The organism is Pseudomonas sp. PS02290, assembly GCF_029960075.1.
Lineage (GTDB): Bacteria > Pseudomonadota > Gammaproteobacteria > Pseudomonadales > Pseudomonadaceae > Aquipseudomonas.
This window is the reverse complement of record NZ_JASCOY010000078.1, coordinates 1-21,451: the sequence shown is the minus strand read 5'-3', so window position 1 is coordinate 21,451 and position 21,451 is coordinate 1. Positions and strand designations below refer to the sequence as shown.

Genomic DNA, 21,451 nt, shown 5'->3' with positions numbered 1-21,451 from the left:
TCACTCCGGTCTCGCTCCGTGGGCCCGCGCCGAACGGACATCCATGTCCTGACGGCGCTCTCGCCGCATCCATGCGGCTCGGCCCACTGCGCGAGACCTGCGTTCAGCCTGCACCCAAGTCGCGATTTGTGGTGTTTGGGCTATCGCGTAAAAGAGCAACGGCAAAGGCAAAAGCAAAAGCAAAAGCTTCCCGGCTGAAGCCGGTCCTACATTACGTATGCGGTCCAACAGCAGGCGCGCGGTGCTTTCAGTGGGACCGGCTTTAGCCGGGAAGCCTTTGATCTGCACTTGATCTTGATCTTCATACACATAACGCCCAGACAACGCCTATCGCGACTTGGGTGCAGGCCGAACGCAGACGACGGGGAGTGGGCCGAGCGGCATGGATGCCGCGAGAGCGCCGCTAGGGCATGGATGCCCGTTCGGCGCGGGCCCACGGAGCGTCGTCGGAGTGAGGGAACCCGACGAAGTCGGGCCAAACCGGGAGCAAGCACCCTTGGTTACTTGGGGACGGTGCGACTTTCGACTTTTCCAGGTAACTCGCCGGAGGCGAAATATCCGCCATTAGGCAGATCCAGTAAGCGCCACCGTGATCTCGAATTCTCACGTCGAAAGCAGCGCCAAACGTAGGACGAAAAAAAACGGCAGATCATTAAGCCCCAGGGCCGTCTGATCCACCGCTTTCGCCAGCTAGCCGGCGCTTGCAGGTCTTGCGCCCGTCTTCAGCGCGTCATCACGCTGAAAACGGGCAGGCAACCATCAACCTTCCAGATCACCCATCGCCGTGGTGTTGAAACCACCGTCGACGTACATGATCTCGCCACTGACACCGGACGCCAGGTCAGAGCACAGGAACGCGCCTGCGTTACCCACTTCTTCAATGGTCACGTTGCGACGCAGTGGAGTCTGCGCCTCGTTCGCCGCCAGCATTTTGCGGAAGTTCGAAATCCCCGAAGCCGCGAGGGTACGGATCGGGCCAGCCGATACTGCGTTGACGCGGGTACCTTCCGGGCCGAGGCTGCGGGCCAGGTAACGGACACCGGCTTCAAGGCTGGCCTTGGCCATACCCATCACGTTGTAGTTCGGCATGGTGCGCTCGGCGCCCAGGTACGACAGCGTCAACAGGCTGCCATTGCGGCCCTTCATCAGGTCGCGGCCGGCTTTGGCCAGGGCCACGAAGCTGTAAGCGCTGATGTCGTGAGCGATGCGGAAACCTTCACGGGTGGTGGCCTGGGTGAAGTCACCGTCCAGTTGGTCGCCCGGCGCGAAGCCCACGGAATGCACGATGCAGTCCAGGCCGTCCCACTTTTTGCTCAGTTCTTCGAAAACCTTGGCGATTTCTTCGTCGCTGGCGACGTCGCAAGGGAAGCACAGATCAGCGTTCGAACCCCAGCTCTCGGCGAATTCCTCGACGCGCTTCTTGAGTTTTTCGTTCTGATACGTGAAGGCAAGCTCAGCGCCCTCGCGGTGCATGGCGGCAGAGATACCGGATGCGATGGACAATTTGCTGGCGACACCGACGATCAGGACGCGCTTACCGGCGAGAAAACCCATTGTTTTGTTCCTCTTCAGGTTAATCGACAGCTGCCGGCGCCAAGAAGGCGGCCTCCAGCAGCTGCTGTGTATAAGGATGTTGCGGTGCGGCGAAGATGTCTTCTGCCACACCCTGTTCGACCACTTGGCCTTGTTTCACCACCATCAGTTGGTGGCTTAACGCCTTGACCACCGCCAGATCATGGCTGATGAACAAATACGTCAGGTTGTACTTGGTTTGCAGGGAGCGTAACAGCTCCACCACTTGACGCTGAACGGTGCGGTCGAGTGCCGACGTCGGCTCGTCCAGCAAAATCAGCGCCGGTTTTAACACTAATGCCCGGGCAATGGCGATCCTTTGCCGTTGTCCCCCGGAAAACTCATGGGGGTAGCGGTGCCGGGTCGCTGGATCAAGACCCACTTCCTTGAGCGCTTCGACCACCGCCGCTTCCTGCTCCACCGGCGTGCCCATCTTGTGGATCCGCAGGCCTTCGCCAACGATGTCACACACCGACATGCGCGGGCTAAGGCTGCCGAACGGGTCCTGAAACACCACCTGCATCTGTCGCCGCAGCGGCCTGACCTGATGCTGATTCATTCCCGCCAGCGATTGCCTTTGAAAGCGTATCTCGCCTTCGCTGCGAATCAACCGCAGGATCGCCAGGCCCAGCGTCGATTTGCCCGAGCCGCTCTCGCCGACAATCCCCAGCGTCTGGCCCTTGGGCAGACTGAAGTGAATGCCGTCGACGGCCTTGACGTGATCGACTGTGCGCTTGAACACGCCTTTCTTGATCGGAAACCAGACCCGCAGGTCTTCGACTTCCAGCATCGGCGCGCCCGGCGGATTGTTCGCCGGCCCGCCTTTGGGCTCGGCGCTGAGCAGTTCACGGGTGTACGGATGCTGCGGCGCGCGGAACAGCTCTTCGCACGATGCCTGTTCGACGATGCAACCGCGCTGCATGACACATACGCGGTTGGCAATTTGCCTGACGACGTTCAAATCGTGGCTGATCAGCAGCAAGGCCATGCCCAGCCGGGCCTGCAATTCCTTGAGCAGCTCGAGGATTTTCAGCTGCACGGTGACGTCCAGCGCGGTGGTCGGCTCATCGGCGATCAGCAGCTCGGGCTCGTTGGCCAAGGCCATCGCAATCATCACCCGCTGGCGCTGGCCGCCAGACAGCTCGTGGGGCAAGGCTTTCAGGCGCTTGGCCGGTTCCGGAATCCCCACCAGCTCCAGCAGCTCCAGCGTGCGCCGCGTCGCGGCTTTGCCGGTCAGGCCCTTGTGCAGGCCGAGCACTTCGTTGATCTGTTTTTCGATGGACTGCAGCGGGTTCAGCGAGGTCATCGGCTCCTGGAAGATCATCGCGATGCGATTGCCGCGAATGCCCCGCAGGCGTTTCTCACTGACTGTCAGCAGGTCATCACCGGCGTAGCGAATCGTCCCGGTCGGGTGGCGCGCCAGCGGGTAGGGCAGCAATCGCAGAATCGAATGGGCGGTGACTGACTTGCCCGATCCGCTTTCGCCGACCAGCGCCAGGGTTTCGCCCTTGCGGATGTCGAAGCTGATGCCTTCGACCACCCGCTGCACGCTGTTGCCGTTCACGAACTCGACGGAGAGGTCGCGGATCTCGACCAGATTGTCCTGACTCATCTCATTTCCTCGGGTCGAATGCGTCGCGGGCGGATTCGCCGATGAACACCAGCAGGCTCAGCATGATCGCCAGCACGGCGAAGGCGCTTATGCCCAGCCACGGCGCCTGCAGGTTGGATTTGCCTTGCGCGACCAGTTCGCCCAGGGAAGGCGAGCCGGCGGGCAGGCCGAAGCCGAGGAAGTCCAGCGCGGTCAGCGTGCCGATCGCGCCGGTGAGAATGAACGGCATGAAGGTCATGGTCGAGACCATTGCGTTGGGCAGGATGTGGCGGAACATGATTGCGCCGTTCTCCATGCCCAGCGCCCGGGCGGCGCGCACGTATTCCAGGTTGCGGCCACGCAGAAACTCGGCGCGCACCACGTCCACCAGGCTCATCCACGAAAACAGCAGCATGATTCCCAGCAGCCACCAGAAGTTGGGCTGGACGAAGCTGGCGAGGATGATCAGCAAATACAGCACCGGCAACCCGGACCAGATCTCCAGGAAGCGCTGGCCGATCAGATCGACCCAGCCGCCGTAAAAGCCCTGCAGCGCCCCGGCGATCACGCCGATGATCGAACTGAGGATCGTCAGCGTCAGGGCGAACAGCACCGACACGCGGAAGCCGTAGATCACGCGCGCCAGCACGTCACGGCCCTGATCGTCAGTGCCCAGCAGGTTCTCCCGCGAAGGCGGGGCAGGGGCCGGGACCTTCAGGTCGTAGTTGATGCTCTGGTAGCTGAACGGAATCGGTGCCCATAGCGTCCAGCCGTCTTTCGCTGCCAGCAGCTCCTTGATGTACGGGCTTTTGTAGTTGGCTTCCAGCGGGAATTCGCCGCCAAAGGTGGTTTCCGGGTAGCGCTTGAACACCGGGAAGTACCACTCGCCGTCGTAGCGCACGGCCAGCGGCTTGTCGTTGGCGATGAGCTCGGCGCCCAGGCCGGCGCCGAACAGGATCAGAAACAGCCACAGCGACCACCAGCCACGCTTGTTGGCCTTGAAGCGTTCGAAACGGCGTCGATTGAGAGGGGACAGCGTCATATCAATGATCCCTGCGGTCGAAGTCGATGCGTGGGTCAACCAGCGTGTAGGTCAGGTCGCCGATCAGTTTCACCACCAGCCCCAGCAGGGTGAAGATGAACAGGGTGCCGAACACCACCGGGTAATCACGGTTGATCGCGGCTTCAAAGCTCATCAGGCCTAGGCCGTCGAGGGAAAAGATCACTTCCACCAGCAGGGAACCGGTGAAGAAGATGCCAATGAACGCCGACGGGAAACCCGCGATCACCAGCAGCATGGCGTTGCGGAATACGTGGCCGTAGAGCACGCGGCGCTGGGTCAGTCCCTTGGCTTTGGCTGTGATCACGTACTGCTTGCCGATCTCATCGAGAAAGCTGTTTTTCGTCAGCAGGGTCATGGTGGCGAAGTTGCCGATGACCAGCGCGGTGATCGGCAGCACCAGGTGCCAGAAGTAGTCGCCCACTTTGCCCAGCCAGCTCATCTCATCAAAGTTGCTCGACGTTAATCCGCGCAACGGGAACCAGTCGAAATAGCTGCCGCCGGCGAATACCACGATCAGCAGGATGGCGAACAGGAACGCCGGGATGGCGTAGCCGACGATGATCGCCGAGCTGGTCCAGACGTCGAAATGGCTGCCGTGTCGCGTGGCTTTGGCGATCCCCAGGGGGATCGACACCAGGTACATGATCAGCGTGCTCCACAGCCCGAGGGAGATCGACACCGGCATCTTCTCGACGATCAGGTCGATGACCTTGGCGTCGCGAAAGAAGCTGTCGCCGAAATCCAGCCGGGCGTAGTTCTTGACCATGATCCACAAGCGTTCCGGCGCCGATTTGTCGAAGCCGTACATGTGCTCGATTTCTTTGATCAAACTCGGGTCCAGGCCCTGGGCGCCGCGATAGGTCGAGCCGGCCACCGAGACTTCCGCGCCGCCGCCCGCGATGCGGCTGGTGGCGCCTTCGAAGCCTTCGAGCTTGGCGATCATCTGCTCCACCGGACCGCCCGGTGCCGCCTGGATGATGACGAAGTTGATCAGCAGAATGCCGAACAGGGTCGGGATGATCAGCAGCAAGCGCCGCAGGATGTAGGCCAGCATGTTATTGCTCCGTGCCTTTTGATGACTCGGCGTCGGCCGGCACTTGATCTGGCGGGACTTGCACGGGAATGGCCGGCGTCGCGTCGGGTTTGACCCACCAGGTCACGGTGCCGATATCGTACAGCGGGGTTTTTCCCGGGTGGCCCAGGTGATCCCAGTACGCCACGCGCCAGGTCTTGATGTGCCAGTTCGGGATCACGTAGTAGCCCCACAGCAGCGCGCGATCGAGGGCGCGAGTGTGATCGATCAGGCTCTGGCGCGAGTCAGCGTTGATCAGGCCGTTCACCAGCGTGTCCACCGCCGGGTCCTTGAGGCCGATCACGTTGTAGCTGCCCGGTTTGTCGGCGGCGGAGGAGTCCCAGTATTCGCGCTGTTCGTTACCCGGCGAGCTCGATTGCGGGAAACTGCCGACGATCATGTCGTAGTCCCGTGAGCGGCGGCGGGTGATGTACTGGGAGACGTCGACCCGACGGATTTCCAGGTCAATGCCGATGTCGGCCAGGTTGCGTTTGTACGGCAGCAACACCCGCTCGAATTCGGTCTGGGCGAGCAAAAACTCGATGGTGACGGGCTTGCCTTCGGTGTCGACCATCTTGTCGCCGACGATCTTCCAGCCGGCTTCCTTGAGCAACTGGAACGCCTTGCGCTGTTGCTCGCGGATAATCCCGCTGCCATCGGTGACCGGCAGTTTGAATTCCTCGCTGAACACCGATTCCGGCAGCTTGCCGCGCAGAGGTTCGAGAATCTTCAGCTCGGCAGGCGTCGGCAGGCCTTTAGCGCCCATGTCGGAATTGTCGAAATAGCTTTTGGTACGGGTGTAGCTGCCGAAGAACAGCTGCTTGTTGGTCCACTCGAAGTCGAGCAACAGGCTGAGGGCCTGACGCACGCGCACGTCCTGGAACATCGGCTTGCGCAGATTGAAGATAAAGCCCTGCATGCCCTGGGGGTTGCCGTTGGGAATTTCTTCCTTGATCAGACGGCCCTGTCTGACAGCCGGAACGTCATAGGCCGTCGCCCAGTTCTTCGCCGCCATTTCCTGCCAGTAGTCGAAGGCGCCGGCTTTCAGTGCTTCGAGCGCCACCGTGTTGTCGCGGTAGTAGTCGGTGGACAACCGGTCGAAGTTGTAGAAGCCCTTGTTGATCGGCAGGTCCTTGCCCCAGTAATCCTTGACCCGCTCGTAGCGCACCGAGCGCCCGGCCTTGACCTCGACCACCTTGTACGGCCCGCTGCCCAGCGGAATTTCCAGGTTGCCCTTGCTGAAGTCGCGGGTAGCCCACCAATGTTTTGGCAGTACCGGCAACTGGCCGAGGATCAGCGGCAGTTCGCGGTTATCGTTGTGCTTAAACTTGAACAGCACCGTGGTCGGGTTTTCGGCGACGGCCTGATCAACGTCCGCGTAATAGCTGCGGTACAGCGGCGAGCCGTCCTTGATCAGGGTCTCGAAGCTGAACACCACGTCTTCGGCGCGAACCGGATGGCCGTCGTTGAATTTCGCTTCGGGGCGTAGATAGAAACGCACCCAGCTGTTGTCCGGGGCCTTTTCGATCTTGCCGGCAATCAGGCCGTATTCGGTGAACGGCTCGTCCAGGCCCTGGCGGGCGAGGGTGTCGTAGATCAGGCCGATGTCGTCGGCAGGCACGCCCTTGCTGATGAATGGGTTGAGGCTGTCGAAGCCGCCAAAACCGGCGCTGCGCAGAATCCCGCCTTTGGGCGCGTCCGGGTTCACGTAATCGAAATGCTTGAAGTCCGCCGGGTATTTCGGCGCTTCGTTGTACAGGGTGATGGCGTGTTGCGGGGCCGCGTGGGCTGCACCGGTCACGCCCAGCAGCAGCGGGGCCAGCACGAACGGACTCAGAAACAGGCCGCCGGCGCGGGTCAGGGAGCGCAGGGCAGTCATTGGGTTTTCTCCGAAGGCTTGAGCCACCACGCACGCAGGCCCAGGGTGTAGGGCGGGGTGGTGACCATGGCGAACCGGTTGCGGTACGCCAGACGATGATTATTGAGGTACCAGTTGGGGATCATGTAGTGCTGCCACAGCAACACGCGATCCAGGGCGCGGGTGGCCGCCACCTGGTCATCCCGGGTTTTTGCCGCCAGCAACTGGTTGAGCAGGTTGTCGACCACCGGGTTGGCAACACCCGCGTAATTTTTGCTGCCTTTGATGTTGGCCTGGCTGGAATGGAAATACTGCCATTGCTCCAGCCCCGGACTGAGGGTCTGGTTCAGGGTCATCAGAATCATGTCGAAATCGAACTGGTCCAGCCGCTGTTTGTATTGGGCGCGGTCGACGGTGCGCAGGTGCGCGTCGACGCCGATCCGCGTGAGGTCTTCGATGTAAGGCTGCAGGATTCGTTCTAGGTTGGGATTGACCAGAAGTATTTCGAAACGCAACGGCTGCCCTGCGCTGTTGGTCAAGCCGCGCTCGGTGAATGTCCAGCCCGCGTCGGCCAGCAGCCCCAGCGCCTTGCGAATGGAATCCCGGGGCACGCCGCCGCCGTCGGTTTTCGACACTTCGAAGGGCTGGGTGAACAGCTTGGCCGGCAGTTGCTCGCGGTAGGGCGCGAGCATGAGGAATTCGCGGCCGGCGGGCAGTCCGCTGGAAGTGAATTCGCTGTTGGGGTAGTAGCTCGTCGAGCGCATGTAGGCGTCGTTGAACAGCGTGCGGTTGGTCCACTCGAAGTTGAACATCAGCCCCAAGGCTTCGCGCACGCGGATGTCGGCGAACGCGCCGCGACGGGTGTTCATGAACAGCCCTTGGGTCTGGGTGGGGATCTGGTGCGGGATTTGCGCCTTGATCACCTTGCCCTCAGTCACCGCCGGGAAGTCATAACCGGTGAGCCAGTTTTTCGCCTGATGCTCGATGTAGATGTCGAACTCACCGGCCTTGAACGCTTCGAACGCCACGTCGGCGTCGCGGTAGAACTCCACTTCCACTCGGTTGAAGTTGTACTTGCCGCGATTGACCGGCAGGTCCTTGCCCCAGTAATCCTTCACGCGTTCAAACACCAGACTGCGCCCCGGCCGCACCTGGGTGATGCGATAGGGGCCGCTGCCCAACGGAGGCTCGAAGGAGGTGGCCTTGAAGTCGCGGTTCTTCCAGTAATGCTGCGGCAGAACCGGCAGCTCGCCGAGGCGCAGAATCAGTAATGGATTGCCGGAGCGCTTGAACACGAAACGAATGCGGTGGCGGTTGAGGATGTCCACCCGCTGCACTTCCTGCAACGCGGTGCGGTACTGCGGATGACCGTCCTTAAGCAGCGTTCTGTAGGAAAACGCCACGTCGTAGGCGGTAATCGGCTTGCCGTCGTGGAAGCGTGCTTCGGGGCGCAGGTTGAACACCACCCAGCTGCGGTCGTCGCTGTACTCGACGGTTTTGGCGATCAGGCCATAACTGGAGGTCGGTTCATCACCGGAGGGGTCGTACTGGCCGGTGCCGACCATCAGCGGTTCGTTCAGCTCGCTGACGCCATACTGGCCGAAGTTGGGCGTCGAAATCGGGCTGCTGCCCTTGAAGGTGTAGGGGTTGAGGGTATCGAACGTGCCGTTGGCCATGATTCGCAGGGTGCCAGCCTTCGGCGCCTCAGGATTGACCCAGTCGAAATGCGTGAAGCTGGCAGGGTACTTGAGGACGCCGAATTGTGCGTAACCATGGCTTTCGCTGATGGTCGCGGCGGCTGTCGTGCTCAAGACCAGGCTGAAAGTCAGCAGCAGGTGACGTATCAAGTCGGCGGTCGATCCAGGCAGCGGTCGGTCACAGTAACAGCTTGTATCGGCTGGAAAAAGGGTGGTGGGGGCGGCTGGAGGGTGCCGACCTTGGCGAGAGCCTGTGGGAGCAAGGTGGCTCCCACGAGGTCGCGGCGAGCGCTAGATCAATGGGGCAAATAAACCGTTAACGTCTGCCCTGGCTTGAGCGCCTGGCCGCTGCGCGGATTCCAGCGCTTGAGGTGCTGCATTTCGACGTTGAAGCGCTTGGCGACGAGGTACATCGAATCGCCTTTCTGAATCTTGTACTGCATCGACTTCTTGCCGGCGTCCTCGCCCCTGGCGCTGCTGTCGGCCTTGGCCACGGCACGGGAGCTGGCTTTCGCCGGTTTGCTGTTGTCCTGCATGACCAGCGTCTGGCCGACCTTAAGGTTCTGGCCGGACAGCTTGTTCCAGTGCTGCAAATCCTTGACGTCGACCTTATTGATACGCGCGATCTGCACCAGGTTGTCGCCCTTTTTCACCCTGTAGCTGCGGGTGCGCGCGGGCTTCTCGTCCACCTCGGCGACTTCCTCAAACACCGGCATCGCGTACTGCATGCCCGGTTGCACCGGAATCGTCAGCGCCTGGCCGCGTTTCACCTGGTTGCCGGACAGCTTGTTAATGTCCTTGAGGGTGCTGGTCGAGACCTTGTAGCGGCTGGCGATGCTGGCCAGGCTGTCGCCCGGGCGTACGCGGTATTGCTGCCAGTCGACCAGCTCTTCGGGCTTCATGTTCGACAGGTTCGCCGTCAGCAACTGGGATTTTGACGTGGGCACCAGCAAGTGCTGAGGGCCGTCGATGGTCAGGCGCTTCTTGAACGCAGGGTTGAGCTGCACCAGCTCGTCTTCGTCGATGTTCGCCATGGCGGCGACTTTCGACAGGTCCATGCGCTGATTCAGCTCGACCACCTGGAAGTACGGCTTGTTGTCGATCGGGTTGAGGTTGACGCCATAGGCGTCCGGCGACATGACCACCTGGGACAGCGCCAGCAGTTTCGGCACGTAGTCGCGGGTCTCCTGCGGCAGCGGCAGGTTCCAGTAATCGGTGGGCAGGTTGAGCTTTTCGTTGCGTTCGATGGCGCGGCTGACCGTGCCTTCGCCGGCGTTATAGGCTGCCAGTGCCAGCAGCCAGTCGCCGTTGAACATGTCGTGCAGCTTGGTCAGGTAATCCAGAGCTGCCGTGGTGGACGCCGTGATGTCGCGGCGGCCGTCGTAGAAATTGGTCTGGCGCAGGTTGAAGTAGCGGCCGGTGGACGGAATGAACTGCCAGATCCCCGCCGCATCGCTGCGCGACAAGGCCATCGGGTTGTAGGCGCTCTCGATCACCGGCAGCAGCGCCAGCTCGAGGGGCATGTTGCGCTCTTCCAGTCGCTCGACGATGTAGTGCATGTACAAGCTGCCGCGGTTACCGGCCGTTTCGAGAAACGACGGGTTGTTCGCGTACCAGAGGCGTTGCTGATCGATGCGCGGGTTGAGGTCGTTGCCGTCTTGCAGCTGGAAACCCTGACGCATGCGCTCCCAGACATCATGGGGCGGGGCCAGCGGCACGGGTTTGCGCGCGATATAAACAGGTTTCGGTTTGGTGCTGGCGACGGGGTGACCGGCGCTGGCGCCGTTGCCGGATTCCAGGCCGCCGGTGCTCTGGCAGCCTGCCAGTGTCGCGCTCGCGACCACCGCGATTGCCTGGGCCAACCGAGTCAATGTGTCGGAATTGAAGGTTTTACGTATAGATGACGACATTGGCTGGGGGATAGTTCCAGGCGAAAATGTCGGGCGATTCTAGAAAGTGGCTGCTGAACGGTCAACCTTTCAGAATTTCCGTGCTGATTCGCCGCCTGTTTAGAACTTATCTTTCCATGCCCGCAGCGCCGCAAAGACCTCTGTGGACGTTGCGTTGTGGGTTCCGCTCCGTTCGTCTGCTTTTTGTTTCACGGAGATGACGGAGGCTCGCAGAAACGGATTGGTCTTGCGCTCGAGCGCCAGCGTCGACGGCACGCTGATGCGGTTTTGCGCACGCCATTGCGTCACTTGCTCGAAGCGCTGCAGCACGTCGGCATTCTCCGGCTCGACCGCCACGGCAAAGCGCAGATTGCTCAGTGTGTATTCGTGGGCGCAGTAGACGAGGGTGCTGTCCGGCAGCTCGGCGAGCCGGCTCAGGGAGTGATGCATCTGCTGCGGGGTGCCCTCGAACAACCGGCCGCAACCGGCAGCGAACAGCGTGTCGCCGCAGAACAGCAGCGGCTGTTGCGCGTCGGCGTGGTAAAAGGCGATGTGGCCCAGGGTGTGGCCGGGGACTGCATGGACGGCAAATGTCAGGCCGAGTACGGTGAGCTGGTCGTTGTCGGACAGGGCCACGTCCCGCGCCGGAATCTTCTCATTGGCCGGGCCGTAGACCCTGGCGCCGGTGAGCGTTTTAAGTTGCGCGACGCCGCCGGTGTGGTCCGCGTGGTGATGGGTGATGAGAATGTCGGTCAGGCGCCAGTCCGGGTTGCGTTCCAGCCAGGCAATGACGGGGGCAGCATCACCCGGGTCAACCACGGCGCAGCGCTTGACGGCATTGTCTTGTAACAACCAGATGTAGTTATCGCTGAAAGCGGGCAGGGCATCGACCTGTATCATGGCGCGGTTCGCTTGGCTGGAAACATAGAGAAGCATCTTAGGGTCTGAACAGACTCGAGGCGAGTCTCTATCGCAATGACCCTCTCATGGAGACCGGAAATGACCGATGAAGCGTTCGCCCAGGCCGATCCTGAATGGCTTGAGCTGATCAGCGCCGCCCGCGACTGGCTGTCCGGGGCCCTGGGGCAGTTGTTGCTGGAAGAAGAAAGCCGCGTGCTGGAGCAAGAGCTCGAACGTTTTTTTGGCGGCTATCTGGTGCATTACGGCCCGTCGGCACAAACGCCGCCAGCGGCGAAGCAAGTGCAGCGCAACGTGCGGCTGGGCGCGCCGTTGCCGGGCGTTGAAATTGTCTGCGAAGAGCAGGCCTGGCCGTTGAGCGAGCACGCCGCCGATGTGGTGGTCATGCAGCATGGCCTGGATTTCTGCCTGTCGCCCCACGGCCTGTTGCGCGAAGCCGCCAGCAGCGTGCGTCCCGGCGGGCACCTGGTGATCGTCGGGATCAATCCCTGGAGCACCTGGGGCATTCGTCATTTCTTTGCCAACGATGCCTTGCGCAGGGCCCGCTGCATCTCGCCTTCACGGGTCGGCGACTGGCTCAACCTGCTGGGCTTCGCGCTGGAGAAACGCCGCTTCGGGTGCTATCGTCCGCCGCTCGCTTCGCCCAAGTGGCAGGCCCGTCTGGCCGGACTCGAACGTCTCGGCGATGGCTGGCAAAGTCCCGGCGGCGGCTTCTATCTATTGATCGCGCGCAAGATGAGTGTCGGATTGCGGCCTGTGCGCATGCCGCGTCGCGAGCCGATGGGCAAACTGCTGCCGTTGCCCATGGCCAAGGTCAATCGGCGCACGCCCGAGCCTTGATTGTCCGGCCGGCGCCACGCTTTCTCAATTTTCTGGAAACATCGTAATGAGCGATACCGTAGAACTCTTCACCGATGGCGCCTGCAAGGGCAACCCGGGCCCTGGCGGCTGGGGTGCGTTGCTGGTGTGCAAAGGCGTTGAAAAAGAACTCTGGGGCGGTGAAGCCAACACCACCAATAACCGCATGGAGCTGCTCGGCGCCATTCGCGGCCTGGAAGAGCTGAAGCGGCCATGTGAAGTGATCCTGGTGACCGACTCGCAGTACGTGATGAAAGGCATCACCGAGTGGATGACCAACTGGAAGAAGCGCGGCTGGAAGACAGCGGCGAAAGAACCGGTTAAAAACGCCGATTTGTGGAAGCAGCTGGACGAGCAGGTCAGCCGGCACAACGTGAGCTGGAAGTGGGTGCGCGGGCATATCGGCCATCCCGGCAACGAACGCGCCGACCAGTTGGCGAACCGTGGGGTGGATGAAGTGCGCGGTATCAAGCACGGCTGATGGCTGAGTCCTGCGCGAAATCTCCGTCGTCCAGATGCTGCGCGGTCGTGGAGCAAACACGGACCCTTTGGGAGTGAGCTTGCTCACGAATGCGGCATTCCGGCTGCTAGAGATTGAGTGGAGGCACTGACCTCTTCGCGAGCAAGCTCGCTCCCACACTGGCAGGTGCGGTCTGGCAAGGCCGCCCACATCCCAAAACCCCCATGCTAATATCCGCGCCTGAAGCTGAGGCGGTAGGCAATGACTGTACAAAACATCATCACTGAACGAAGGGTTGTCCTCGATACCGAGACCACCGGTATGCCCGTCACCGATGGCCATCGGGTCATCGAAATCGGCTGCGTCGAGCTGGTTGGCCGGCGTCTGACCGGGCGGCATTTCCACGTTTACCTGCAACCGGACCGGGAGAGTGACGAGGGCGCCATTGGCGTTCACGGCATCACCGACCAGTTCCTGATCGGCAAACCGCGTTTCGCCGAAGTCGCCGACGAATTCTTCGAGTTCATCAAAGGCGCTCAGCTGATCATCCACAACGCGGCGTTCGACGTCGGCTTTCTGAACAACGAATTCGCCCTGATCGGCCAGCACGATCGCGCCAACCTCAGCAGCTACTGCACCATCCTCGACACGTTGGCCATGGCCCGCGAGCGGCATCCGGGCCAGCGCAATAGCCTCGACGCCCTGTGCAAACGCTACGACGTCGACAACTCCGGCCGCGAACTGCACGGCGCCTTGCTCGACTCCGAGATTCTCGCGGAAGTCTATCTGGCGATGACCGGTGGCCAGACGACCCTGTCGCTGGCCGGCAACAACGATGGAGAGGGCGGCGCTGATCGTCCTTCCGAGATCCGCCGGATCGCCAACCGCACGCCGGGCCGCATCATCGTCGCCAGCGAGGCCGAGCTGGCGGAGCACGAAGCGCGTCTGGCCGTGATCGCCAAATCCGCCGGTGCCCCGGCCCTGTGGACTCAGTTGCTCGAAGCGCAGACTCAGGCCGAAGCCTGACGATGGCAGCGGCGTTCAAGGCCCTGCTTGCGCCAGGCAGCGGCCTTGAGAGAAGGTGGTGTCGATCCGGTAATGGTGCAGGAGGCCCATGGTGAACACGTCCAGCCCGACTTTCAGCATTCGTGTCGCTGACGAGTGCTTCGAGGATTACATCCTCAACAGCGAATTCACGTTCACCGTTACCGGTTATGCCCGGGTGCAGATCGGCGAGCCCGTGGCGCAGTGGCCCGTCGAACCTGTCGAGCCCTACCTGAAAAACTACGGTATCGATTCCGAAGAGTTCTGCCATTATCGGGACGCCGCCGACAGCACTGTGCTGGTGGCCTGGCTCGATGAACAGCCGGTCGGGCATGTGGTGGTCAGCCAGCACTGGAACGGTTTCGCCCACATCGATGAGCTGGCAGTCGACAACGGCGCGCGGCGCAATGGCGTGGCGCAAAAGCTGCTGGACGTGGCGCAGTTCTGGAGCCGCAAGCGTGGTCTGCCGGGCATTACCCTGGAAACCCAGAACAATAATCTGGCGGCGTGTCGGTTATATGAGCGCTACGGATTTGTGGTCGGCGGGGTGGATCATCTGCGTTATCGCGCGATAGATCCGGGTACGCAAGAGGCGGCGATTTTCTGGTATCTGCTGTTCGACGGGCCTGTCGTCGATTGAAGCTGCAAGCCCGTATGGCCTGACTCGTGGCCGCGCGACGTGAGCGGCCTGTGTGTAAAGAGCCGGGCTTGCAGCAGCGCCTCAGCGCTCTCTTGTCAGTACGACCTTGCTTTGAATCAACTCGAATTCCTCTCCGCTCAAGTGCTTGACGCGGTCGCCAATGGCCAGGCGATAAGTTGAAACGGGCTCCTTGCCATCAGCCTCATCGGGCTGTGATTCACGGAATTCATGCACCGAGTAAACGCGTCCCTCCGCGTCCCGCGCATGAAATTGCCCAACTAGAACTGAAGCCATTTGCTTTGTAACCTCTGGAAATAACTGCTCGTTTTCGCTCGCATCCTAACACCGCGAGTGAATAAACCGTGTCCGCTTGTAAGGTAATTCCCAAATTTCTATCAGGACCTTATTCGCCTAAGGCAGTCAGACCGCGGTTTTCAGGGGGAGTTTTCGGCCCTCGGAAAAATAGTCGCGAGCGACGGTCGCGCGGCCCGCGCGACGCACATGCGCCGATAACCCACGCTACAGCATCGAACCCTTCGATGATTAGCAACGGAAAAACAACACAGAATTGCGCACCTGTTTCATCTATAACTGTTATCTCCTCCAACAGCAGAAGGTCCGTTTCATGAGCCAGGTTCATTCGATTGCAGTCATCGTCGGCAGCTTGAGGAAAGATTCCATCAACCGCAAAGTGGCCCGTGCACTGGCCGAACTGGCGCCGCCAAGCCTGAAACTGAGCATCGTCGAAATTGGCGACCTGCCGCTCTATAACGAAGACATCGACCATGATTCGCCGCCCGCCGCGTACACCGCCTTTCGTGAAGCCTTGCAGGGGGCAGACGGCTTTCTGTTCGTTACCCCGGAATACAACCGCTCGGTGCCGGGCGCGCTGAAGAACGCCATCGACGTCGGCTCGCGCCCCTACGGCAAAAGCGCGTGGGGCAGTGCGAAGCCGGCGGCGGTGGTCAGCGTTTCGCCGGGCGCCATCGGCGGTTTTGGCGCCAACCAGCACCTGCGCCAGTGCTTCGTGTTCCTCGACGTGCTGTGCATGCAGCAGCCGGAAGCGTACCTGGGCAACGCGGGCACCTTCTTTGACGAACAGGGCAAGCTGAACGAGAAAACCCGCCCGTTCCTGCAGAACATCATCGACGCCTTCGCCGGGCACGTTGAGCGCACGTCGAAAGCCTGATCGGCTGGACTGTCTTCCGATGAAAAGGCCTGCACGCCACTCTACGTGCAGGCCTTTCGCATTCATGGCCGGACGTCGCCGCGTCTTCGCCATTCAATCCTGAATTTCCCTCCCCGTGTACAGCGTTATGTACCGCAGTTGCGGTGGATTTCTTCCCTACGCTCCCAGCCTTTCCTGCCCCTGCCTGGCCGATGCCAGCCGCGGGCGTTTGTGCTCAAGGAGCTGCAATGCCTACCGTTACCACCACGTACTTCAACAGCGCGTCACTGCGACAGCGCTTTCTCGACGAAGTCGACCGCGCCGTTGCTGCCGGCGTGCTCCGCTCATCTGAACAGACCTGGCTTAAACGCGCGGCAGGCGCGATGGGCGCCGACGATCCCGATCCGGTCAGGGTCGATCGGTTGCTGCTCAATGACGGCCTGCCTACTTCGCTGGAACTCAGTGCTGCGCTGATGTTCAGCCACGGCCAGACCAGCGACCCACGGATATTCCTGTTCACGCTGGCGTCCGGCGTCGAAGCCTTCGACGGTCGCCAGCAGTTGCTGGAGGCATTGCTCGGCCGGTTTGCAAACAACGCCCCTTCGGCGGCGTTCGAGTACGAGAAAATCGACGATGACGTTTTTCGCGTGGAGATGCGGGCCATCGTCGAATATCAGGCAAATTCGGTCAGGCAGTTCACCGAGCGACTGAAGCTGACGCCAGACCTGGTCGGCGCTGTCACCTCCGCGTTGGCCCTGCAGCTGCGTCGGCTCTTGCCGGATCAGCAGATTGATCCGGCGAGGCACCTCATGCGCATGGCGCAACCGGCTTTCGGTGCCGGCGACGAGCTTGTGCTGATGACCCAGACGCTCTCTCAAACGGCGTTTGAAGCGTTTTGCCATGCCGAGCAGGCGCCAGGCGTGACGCCGCAATTCCTGGATGCACAGGGCCGAGTGGTGAGCGAACGCGACTCACAATTGTTCGCTCAGGCCATAACCGACACGATGTCTGCGCTGCCGGACCAATTTGCCTGGCTGCTGCGTGATTACTGGAGCCAGCAACGCGGGACCGGTTCCTGCCGCGACGTGGCGGTCCAGGTCTACGCGACCAGCCTGTGCCATGAGCTCTACCGCTACGGCCATGAGGGCAATCTCAGTCGGCAGGAGCACGAAATGCTGAGGCCGTTGCTCATGTCCGGACCGCAATACATTTCGTCGGAAGCTCAATTGCGCTGCAGACGTCTTGTGCTGCACCTGGCCGACGGAACAGCCACACAACTGGCCGGTACACTGGTTTTCGATTTCTCCCCGGCCGAGCTGCCGCTGCTGTGGTTTACCCCGGAGCACGGCCTGCGTCGATTCGCCAACCTGACGGCACTGAGTGCTTTTTGCTCGACCCCGGAAGGGCGCGAGATGTTGCGCCCGACACTGGCGCTGGCGGACCAGCCGCTGTTGCTGCGTGAAGGTCATTTGACCCTTACGCTGGATAGCATCGACGGGCCCTTGTTCCGCGAACGGGTGGACTCCGTCCTTGCGCTCCAGCTGCGTAACCTGCAGTACGTGACGGGGTTGTCGGCTGAGCCCGTGAAGGTCTCAGCGATGTATGACGATGCGCTGGACGTGCGTTACCTGATCGACCCGCGTCAGATGCATTTCACGGCGGGGCGCTGGCGGCACGACCAACCGATGGACTTTGCTGCCGTCTGGTGCAGCAGCGCCAACGATGACCTGATTCAGGTCGTCCCGGCGCCAGAGCCTGAGAGCGCCGTCCTTGAACCTTCCGCCTCCGGACCTTCCCAGCCCACTGCGCTACAGCCGTCGCCTCCGTCGTGGCTGGAGAGAACCCAGGTATCCGATGCCAGTGCGGCCCACCTGCGCCAGTTGGACAACTTTCTGGTCAGCTACGCCGAGCAGGCACTGCAAAGCTATCTATGCGCGGCTTCGGCACGCGGCCTGCGCGCGAGTGAGATACGGGTGCGCTGGCTGGAATCGCTGCCGGTTGCCGCCTCCGATGTCGAGCCGAGTTCTGTCGCCATCAGTGAGTCCTTGCGCGCCACGTCAATGGATCTGGTGGCGCTGTTGCTTGAGCGCGTCAGTGGGCACCGTCCTGATGCCCTCGCACACACGGCCCAGGTGCTGCTCACTTCTCAAGCAGCGGGGGCGCACCTCGATGTCGAACTGATTAACGTCATGCTCGAGCGCGTTGCTTCGGACTTCGTCGAGCACTACCTCGACCGATTTGGACGATCGCGCACGGCCCTTGCGCGTCTGGGCGACAGGCAGCTGCAACCGGTTGCCATGGCGCTGGTGCTCAGGGAAGACGCGTTGCGGCTGGACCTGGCGCTGAGGCAGCGAATGGAGGTGGTCCCGAGCGAGGCGGCGCACATGGTCATGCAAGTGCTCAACGCGCCTGTCCGTGCGCAGAGATCAGAATCGGGCCTGTCGATGACCGAGGTGTTTTCGTTGTCGGTGGTATATGGACCCGGCGCCGGGGCCACCCTCAGCGATTCAATGGTGCTCTGGCAACCGCGGCGGACCGGTGCAGGTTTGATGTTCTGGAGCAGCGTGCAGGGCTGGGAGCATTTCGAATCCGTGCAGGCATTGACCGACAAACTAGGCAGTCGATTGCGCAGCGTGCACAGCGAGCGCTGGTTGGCTCTGGTGGGGGAGCGCGACCGTACGCTGTTGCGCAACCACCTGCGGGCGCAACCGGCGGAGCAGGTCCGCTTTGATTTCAGTCGCTGCGATGGCCATGCGATCGAGGCGTTGCAACAGACTGTGTTTAACCGCCAGTTACAGAACCTCCAGCAACTGTGCGCCCGTGCCCGGCGTTGTCGTTTTGAAGCCGGGCTGTTCACTCGCGTTGCCCGCGCCACCGAACTGGATGCGCAATTGGTCGACATGCTCGACGCTCTGGCGGTCCGAATCGACAACACATTGTTTGAAGAGCTGTTGCCGGACTGGTTCAAGTCTGCATCGGCCAGCGACATTCGTGCGTATAACGAGATATGGCGTCGTTTTTTTCTCGCCAGCGAAGGTGACGAGGATTTTCTCTTTGACCTCCCGACGCTGACTGAATACGCGCGCAGCAGGTTGTTCGATCAGCTGCGCAAGGATTTCCCCGAGCGCGATCTGGACCCTGACCAGATCACCGTTACCCAGCGTCGTTATGTCGCCGCGCCATCCGGCGTTGGGCAGATCCCGTCAGCGATTCCCGCCGCCACCCTTGAGCACAGTGAGTCTCTCACTGATTACGCCATCAATCGCTTCGTTGATTTTCCAGAAGCGGCGTTGAGTATCCACTCCGCCGAATACCCCGATATCGGCCGCCTGATGACCCCGGACTATGTGCGCAGGACTGCCCGTGGGCTGGACGTCGGCGCAGGGTTCCGAACCCTGTTGCGGCAGACGTTGACTCCAGCGGACGTCAACTGGGGAAAGCGCAACACGCTGTTTGTCAATCAACTGCCACCGATGATGCAGGCGGTGGCGATGCAGCAGAAGCTGCAAGGAAAGCTGAGTCCCCGAGCCTGCGAATTCATCTCGCGGGTGGTTGAAATGCCCGACGGTATTGCCCGCGAACCGTTGGACGGTGAGCGCACGGTCATCAGTACCCTGCGGCTGGTCGCCGATGAAGGCATGACGCCCGATCCTGTCAAGGGCGTTTACCTGATCTGTGCCGAGCACCCTGACAGCGGCCCGGTGATTTTGCACGCGGTGTTCCACCCGGATTTAGTCTTCCGCGAGTACGCCAGCCTGTCTGCACTGCTGGCCGATCTGCGCAGTGACGCAACGCTGCAACACCTGGTGCTCGAGCGACTGGACCCGGAGGTGCGCAAGCGATATGAGCACGGCGGGTTCATCGAGCCTCATCTGCCGTTCTTTGACCAGGGGCCGGGCGATGTGCCCACTCACACGCCTGGGCCGGTCACGGTTTCGCTGGCTGAAGAAAAAGGCAACTCGCTGCAGTTCATGTTCACCGACACCGTGAGCCTGCTGGTGGACATTGGCGCGTCCGATACGGTCACCACCGAGGAGGCCGATCAGGCGTCGCGCAAGTTTCTGGCTTCGCTGGGGTTGGAGCAGGCGCTGAGCATTGTGCCCGGCAAGTTTGCCGCCATGGTCGCGTTTTGGCAGAGCCATACGCTGTTTCGTGCATCGGCTGCGTCGGCGGCCGGGCGTCACTGGGGCGAGGCTATTTCCGAATTTTCTGCCGCGTTGGGCGTGATGGTGACGGCCAGGGAACAGGCCGAGAAGGACGAGCTGATCGGGGGCGATCTGGTCACGGACGAGGAGTTGACGCCGCCAGAGTTTTCCTGGGGCGGCGTCACACTCACCGCCGAGCAACTGAAGCGTTTGCAGGCGCTGGAAGCCCGAAACATCTCGCTGAAAGACCTGCGTCGCGATGAATTGCTGAGTCTGTTTATGGACCCCGCCAACGGAAAGGCCTATGCGGCGGTCGCCGGACGGGTCTATGAGGTGCGCCGCCAGGCCAAGGATGGCAGATGGATGATCATTGGCGCTGACCGCACACTCGGCCCGCGCCTCAGGCTGGATGACAATCAGCGCTGGCAGTTGGACATCGAGTCCGGTCTAAAGGGCGGGGGCGGCGCAATGACCAAGCTGCGCACACACGCGGCGGACGTCAGCGCCGATGACGTGTTGCTCATCGAAGCCAGTGGCATGCCCGAGATACGCAAGTTTTTTCGGGAACGCGCGCAGCATATCGGCGAGGCTCATCTGCAGGCCAAACGCTACCTTGAAAACGCTCTGGATAACCTGAACGTGCATGAGCCTGGGACTCCACTGCACCCGCGCGTCTCGCAGATCATCAGTGATTTTTTCGGTGTCAGTACGCCCGATCACAAGTTGCTGGTTGATACCGAACGCGCGATCAAGACGCTGTTCGATGAGGTCATGGATGCGTCGTTGTCGCCTTACTCATCGCCCCGGTTTGTGGTGGGCACCAACCGCGCGGGCCACGCAGCCACCATGGGCTTTGTGATCAAAAGAGACCCGAAAAAGCGCGTGTTCCTGACTGACCGGTATTTCGATGCGCCGCAGTTTCCGCTCACGCCCGAGGCGGCCACCCAAGGCTTTGATTGCCCGGCCCATTACCGCGCCGCAACGCTGATCCACGAACTCTCGCACCTGGCGCTCGATACCCACGACATTGCCTATCTGGAAAGCACGGCACCGTATCCGGACCTGTTGCAGGAAAACAACGCCAACAACATTAAGCTGAAAGCGGATATCCAGCTCATGCAAACCCATGGCCTGTCGCATCTGAGCGCAAGAGATGAGCTGTTTTTGCATTTGAAGGAGGGCGAATGGCGTGATTTCGATGAGGAAGAGGGCTTCGAGCATGATGCAATCCTGAAGCTCACCCGCAGCAAAACCATGGATGAAGCCCGTGAGGCGTTTCTCGGCGATGCACGCAAACGCAGTCGAGTTCTCCTGGCCAATGCCGATTCGGTGACCCTGCTTGTCCTCCAGTTGGGAAGACGCAGCTTTGTCGCGCCAAGCCCCGCGCCAGGCGGGCGCTGAGTGACAGACGCCGCGCCCGGAGGGGGGCGGCGGGGGGGGGGGGGGGGGGGGGGGCCCCTTACGCGCGGGGTGGGG

The 21,451-nt window shown here is 61.5% G+C and carries 15 protein-coding genes; 6 read left to right on the top strand and 9 right to left on the bottom strand.

Annotated elements, in window-relative coordinates; translation table 11 throughout:
• Positions 1–759: 759 nt before the first annotated feature.
• The 8 genes from fabI to gloB form a co-directional block, all read right to left on the bottom strand.
• Positions 760–1,554 (bottom strand): enoyl-ACP reductase FabI, encoded by a 795-nt coding sequence (gene fabI, locus QMX88_RS23295; RefSeq protein WP_282372586.1) that lies wholly within the window; start codon positions 1,552–1,554, stop codon positions 760–762.
• A gap of 19 nt (positions 1,555–1,573) precedes the next feature.
• Positions 1,574–3,184 (bottom strand): ABC transporter ATP-binding protein, encoded by a 1,611-nt coding sequence (locus tag QMX88_RS23290; RefSeq protein ID WP_282372585.1) that lies wholly within the window; start codon positions 3,182–3,184, stop codon positions 1,574–1,576.
• 1 nt (position 3,185) lies between these two features.
• Entirely contained in the window at positions 3,186–4,205 is a 1,020-nt protein-coding gene (locus tag QMX88_RS23285) for an ABC transporter permease (RefSeq protein ID WP_282372584.1), read from the bottom strand.
• A 1-nt stretch (position 4,206) separates the two neighbouring features.
• On the bottom strand, positions 4,207–5,280 hold the full coding sequence (locus tag QMX88_RS23280; RefSeq protein ID WP_237252271.1) for a microcin C ABC transporter permease YejB: 1,074 nt from the start codon (positions 5,278–5,280) through the stop codon (positions 4,207–4,209).
• Position 5,281: 1 nt separating this feature from the next.
• A complete protein-coding gene (locus QMX88_RS23275) occupies positions 5,282–7,177 on the bottom strand; it encodes an extracellular solute-binding protein (protein ID WP_282372580.1) in 1,896 nt (631 codons plus the stop codon).
• Positions 7,174–9,003, bottom strand: a complete 1,830-nt coding sequence (locus QMX88_RS23270; RefSeq protein WP_282372579.1) for an extracellular solute-binding protein — start codon at positions 9,001–9,003, stop codon at positions 7,174–7,176. Before QMX88_RS23270 ends, QMX88_RS23275 begins: the two co-directional genes overlap by 4 nt.
• A 146-nt stretch (positions 9,004–9,149) precedes the next feature.
• Positions 9,150–10,763: a lytic transglycosylase gene (locus tag QMX88_RS23265; protein ID WP_282372577.1), complete on the bottom strand. Its 1,614-nt coding sequence runs from the start codon at positions 10,761–10,763 to the stop codon at positions 9,150–9,152.
• A 99-nt stretch (positions 10,764–10,862) separates the two neighbouring features.
• Complete coding sequence (gene gloB / locus QMX88_RS23260; protein ID WP_282372587.1) at positions 10,863–11,642, bottom strand: hydroxyacylglutathione hydrolase; 780 nt, start codon at positions 11,640–11,642, stop codon at positions 10,863–10,865.
• Between the two features lie 99 nt (positions 11,643–11,741).
• On the opposite strand from gloB, the gene QMX88_RS23255 reads away from it, so the two are divergent.
• From QMX88_RS23255 to QMX88_RS23240, 4 genes are all read left to right on the top strand, one after another.
• Entirely contained in the window at positions 11,742–12,500 is a 759-nt protein-coding gene (locus tag QMX88_RS23255) for a class I SAM-dependent methyltransferase (protein WP_282372576.1), read from the top strand.
• A 46-nt stretch (positions 12,501–12,546) separates the two neighbouring features.
• A complete protein-coding gene (gene rnhA, locus QMX88_RS23250) occupies positions 12,547–12,999 on the top strand; it encodes a ribonuclease HI (protein WP_192174096.1) in 453 nt (150 codons plus the stop codon).
• Between the two features lie 258 nt (positions 13,000–13,257).
• Positions 13,258–14,004: a DNA polymerase III subunit epsilon gene (gene dnaQ, locus QMX88_RS23245; RefSeq protein WP_192174125.1), complete on the top strand. Its 747-nt coding sequence runs from the start codon at positions 13,258–13,260 to the stop codon at positions 14,002–14,004.
• Between the two features lie 91 nt (positions 14,005–14,095).
• On the top strand, positions 14,096–14,662 hold the full coding sequence (locus QMX88_RS23240) for a GNAT family N-acetyltransferase (protein WP_192174095.1): 567 nt from the start codon (positions 14,096–14,098) through the stop codon (positions 14,660–14,662).
• An 81-nt stretch (positions 14,663–14,743) separates the two neighbouring features.
• Here QMX88_RS23240 and QMX88_RS23235 read toward each other — a convergent pair whose 3' ends face one another.
• A complete protein-coding gene (locus tag QMX88_RS23235; RefSeq protein ID WP_192174094.1) occupies positions 14,744–14,956 on the bottom strand; it encodes a hypothetical protein in 213 nt (70 codons plus the stop codon).
• A 331-nt stretch (positions 14,957–15,287) separates the two neighbouring features.
• On the opposite strand from QMX88_RS23235, the gene QMX88_RS23230 reads away from it, so the two are divergent.
• Together QMX88_RS23230 and QMX88_RS23225 are read left to right on the top strand one after the other, a co-directional pair.
• A complete protein-coding gene (locus QMX88_RS23230) occupies positions 15,288–15,851 on the top strand; it encodes an NADPH-dependent FMN reductase (RefSeq protein WP_282372575.1) in 564 nt (187 codons plus the stop codon).
• A 227-nt stretch (positions 15,852–16,078) separates the two neighbouring features.
• The gene (locus tag QMX88_RS23225; protein ID WP_282372574.1) at positions 16,079–21,376 is read left to right on the top strand and encodes a dermonecrotic toxin domain-containing protein; all 5,298 of its coding nucleotides are present in this window, start codon (positions 16,079–16,081) and stop codon (positions 21,374–21,376) included.
• The last annotated feature ends 75 nt before the right edge of the window (positions 21,377–21,451 follow it).